We start from the raw sequence: 3999 nt of genomic DNA, 5'->3' as shown, positions 1-3999 counted from the left end.
AAGTGTCAACACACCCTAGTTTTTTTATACTCAGTATCTACAAAGCTAAGTTGTCAGTGGTGCATTTTTGTGGGATAAGTAAATAAAGGAATAGATAATTTGCAAATTGAAAATCCAGTCTTTTGCCCTGATAAATCATCTACCACGATCACAAACGATATAGACTTTTGGAGAGCCGCTCAGGTGACTAAACAATATCTGACTCATCGTTGTCTGATTGCGCCACCCCATGCAAGTGACGATTTTTTTGCCCACACGGTCATTTATCTGGCCCGTCATGATGAAGATGGCGCTCAAGGGATTATTATTAACCGCCCTGCTGGCATTCAAATTAAAGAATTGCTGAATGATCTGGATATTGAGGCGGATAATGTCAATCCCCATGAAGTGTTGCAAGGTGGACCTTTGCGACCAGAGGCCGGTTTTGTCCTGCATACCGGTCAGCCGACTTGGCATTCCTCTATTGCTGTGGGTGAAAATGTTTGTATTACCACATCTAAAGATATTCTGGATGCGATTGCGCATAATGAAGGTGTAGGCCGCTATCAGATCGCATTGGGTTATGCGAGCTGGGGCAAACATCAGCTTGAAGAAGAGATTGCCCGGGGTGACTGGCTAATCTGTGAATCCGATATGGACCTGATTTTTAACTTACCTTATAACGACCGCTGGGATGCTGCCTATAAAAAAATGGGCGTAGACCGAACCTGGTTATCTTCCGAGATTGGACATGCCTGATGTAAACGCGCCAAACACTATTATGGCGTTTGATTTTGGTACACAGAAAATGGGAATGGCAGTCGGCCAATTCCTGATTGAAAGTACCACCCCCCTCCCTTTATTTCCTATGAAAGACGGGATTCCGAACTGGGACGAATTACTGAAAATTGTAAAAAACCATCAGCCAAGCCTATTTTTAGTGGGACTTCCACTGAATATGGATGATAGTGAATCTGAACTGTCGACACGGGCACGAAAATTTGCCCGCCGTTTACGTCATCAGACCAATATTGAAACCTTGATGGTGGATGAACGCCTGACCACTCGTGAAGCACGGGATGAACTGGATCATTATCAGGCTCAAGGTCGTGGCAAAAAATTGTCTGCGGACAGTATTGCTGCTGCCCTCTTGATTGAAAGCTGGTATCGGCATCCGGCTGGACTGCAACCTTAAATTTTTTAAATATCAGTAATAGCATCTTTCGAGATGCTATTTTTTTGAATTAAAGAATCCCTTTTTTAGCTCATTGGGATACTTTCAATCTAAAAACAATAGAGTGCCTTCATCAATCATTTTTTAATCATTCAACAATGAGCAAAGGAACTCCCTCATCCTCACTTTCTCCCTGAGAGAAAGAACTTTAAATACGAATGGACTAATATTTTTTATTTTATGAAGAGATTTAACTAAGGAAAAAAATAACGAAAGGTCAGGTTAATTCTAGGTTCTAAAACCCGAGTCGTTTTCCGGATGCAATGTTTCCAGTAGTGTTGGGTCTGTCCTTGCATCACAATCAACTGACCACTTTGTAAAAGCAGATCTACTGTTTCATTCTCTGTTTTGTGTTTAAAGCTCATCTTGCGGGTTGCCCCCAAACTGAGGGATGCAATCACATTTTCCTGTGACGTTCCTTGATATAGAGCAGCTTCATCATCACTATGCCAGCCCAGACCTTGCGAACCATCTTCATATAAATTGGCCAGGCAGGAATTAAAGGAATGGCCCACCAATTTTTCAATATGCTGCTTTAACCGAAATAGCCCCGGTGTCCAGATATGAGCTTGTTTGAAACTTCCGGAATAATGATATTGATAGTGTTCATCACCATACCAGACGACTTTTCGCCCAGTAATATAATGCTTGCCAAATAAAGTGACTTCATCCGCTTGCCAGGCCAGATGAGCTAGAAAATGCTGTAAATATTGCTGGCTCTGCTGCTCATTTAAAATCTGGCCATAATCCTCTACCACCCCATCAAAGGGTAATAAATTCATTTGAGGTTCTGGCGCAAACAGGTCCAAAGTCATTTTAAAATCAGTCTAAAAATTTCAGTATCTTGCTGAAAAGATTGAGACTTATCCAGAAAAATTACAATCTAATTTCACAAATAAATACAACATTTACTCTTGTGAGTACCTCTATTCCTGCCTAGACTAAATTCAACTTTGACAATAAAAATAATTGCTTATGAATTTATGGCAGCTGTTTTTAAAACTTCGTCCCTTTGTCAGTCCTTATCGACTTCTGGTGATTGCGACCCTCATTCTGACCCTAATCGGTTCCTTTACTGCTCAGGTCAATGCACTGACCCTGCAATATGCAGTCGACAGTATCAATGCTTTGCTGGAACAAGGACAAGGGCTGGATGAAGGCTGGCATATTCTGATCACTATTTCTGCCATTTTACTTGGTAAAGAGGTGGTGAATGCACTGGTACAGTTTGGACAAAAGTTTTATGGAGAAAAGCTGCGGATTTTTATTTCCCAAGACCTGGCTCAAGGCATTATTGAAAAGTTTTTAAAATACCGGCTGGCTTTTTTTAATCAGGATAATAATCAGGCTGGAAAATTACAGACCCGAATCGACCGCGGAATTGGCTCCCTCACCCGACTGGTTCAGATCTTTTTTATTGATATTTTTCCTCTGTTTACCAGTGCAATTGTCGCGCTAGGGCTGATGTACTATGCCAATTTTTATGTCGGACTGGTCGCCACAGCGATTGTGCCGATCTACTTCTGGCTCACCTATAAACAGGCACAAAAACTCGGTGGATGGCGTCGTAGTCTGAGAGATGGTCGGGAAAAAAAGAGCCAAGGTATTCTCAGCATCATTAATTCAATTACAGTCATCAAATCCTTTAACCGGGAATCAATTGAATCAGACAAACAGCTGAGCTTACAGCGTGAACTGACCGATAACCAGATGAAAACCCGGCAGACCAGCTTCCTGTTTGATGGTCTGAAAACCTTTATTGAACAGATTGGCATAGTGCTGATTATTATTCTAACCTCATATTTTGTACTGGATGGACAGATGAGTATCGGCATGATCATGTACCATGTGCTGCTCTTTAATAACGTCTCTGCACCGATTCGCTCGTTGCACCGGATTTATGATGAAGTGAATGATGCCATGATTTATTCAGAGAGCTTCTTTAATATTCTGGAAGCAGATGCTGAAATTGAGCAAAGCGGACAGCAAAAACCACCTGTCCAAGGCCGATTTGAGCTAAGTGGCGTGAATTTTTATTATCCGAATGGGCATCATGCCTTAAAGGATATCAATATGGAGATTCGACCCAATACCATTACCGCACTGGTAGGGTTATCTGGTGCTGGTAAATCAACCTTGATCAGTCTGCTCGATAAATTTTATGAACCACAGGAAGGCCAGATCAAGCTGGATGGGATCGACTTAAAAGATTATGACACTCAATATCTGCGTGATCATATCGGATTGGTGCTACAAAAAAACCATATTTTTCAGGGCACGATTTTTGACAATATCCGTTATGGCAAAACCAATGCCAGTATGGATGAAGTGATTGCTGCTGCTCAAAAAGCCTCAATTCATGAACAGATCTTACAGCTACCGGATGGCTATGATTCCGATGCCCTGCAACTGTCCGGCGGTCAGCAACAGCGGATTGCCATCGCACGGATGTTCCTGAAAAACCCGCCGATTATTTTTCTGGACGAGCCGACGGCGAGTCTGGATGCCATTGCGACAGAACAGATCAAACAAAGTCTGGATCAGATCAAGCAAGGCCGTACCGTGATTATTATTTCGCATAGCCTGTCTCAAATTATTGATGCAGACTATACCTATGTAATGAAAGAAGGTTGTATTGCCGAACACGGTGAACATGACGCGCTTTATCATCAAGACGGCGTATATAAGGAAATTTTTGATGCGATGGCGAAGAGCCTGAATATTGAAAAAATTGCCAAGACTTTTGAAGATGATGCAGAGGAAGAAACGCATAGTTAGCTCTACAT

The 3999-nt window shown here is 42.0% G+C and carries 4 protein-coding genes; 3 read left to right on the top strand and 1 reads right to left on the bottom strand.

Annotation, left to right across the window (positions count from 1 at the left end; translation table 11 throughout):
* The first annotated feature begins 183 nt into the window (after positions 1 to 183).
* A complete protein-coding gene (locus B4J23_RS05700) occupies positions 184 to 738 on the top strand; it encodes a YqgE/AlgH family protein (protein ID WP_004787233.1) in 555 nt (184 codons plus the stop codon).
* Positions 731 to 1174, top strand: coding sequence for a Holliday junction resolvase RuvX (ruvX, locus tag B4J23_RS05695; RefSeq protein ID WP_291359205.1), 444 nt, complete (start codon positions 731 to 733; stop codon positions 1172 to 1174). The genes B4J23_RS05700 and ruvX overlap by 8 nt, the downstream gene beginning before the upstream one ends.
* Positions 1175 to 1407: 233 nt before the next feature.
* Here ruvX and B4J23_RS05690 read toward each other — a convergent pair whose 3' ends face one another.
* The gene (locus B4J23_RS05690; protein WP_284879476.1) at positions 1408 to 2028 is read right to left on the bottom strand and encodes an alpha-ketoglutarate-dependent dioxygenase AlkB family protein; all 621 of its coding nucleotides are present in this window, start codon (positions 2026 to 2028) and stop codon (positions 1408 to 1410) included.
* 160 nt (positions 2029 to 2188) lie between these two features.
* Here B4J23_RS05690 and B4J23_RS05685 point away from each other — a divergent pair, with 160 nt between their 5' ends.
* A complete protein-coding gene (locus B4J23_RS05685) occupies positions 2189 to 3991 on the top strand; it encodes an ABC transporter ATP-binding protein (protein WP_159124355.1) in 1803 nt (600 codons plus the stop codon).
* Positions 3992 to 3999 lie beyond the last annotated feature (8 nt).

It is taken from the genome of Acinetobacter sp. UBA3025 (assembly GCF_002367915.1).
GTDB lineage: Bacteria > Pseudomonadota > Gammaproteobacteria > Pseudomonadales > Moraxellaceae > Acinetobacter.
Note: the sequence above shows the minus strand (reverse complement) of the source record. Positions and strands in the feature narration are given on the sequence as shown.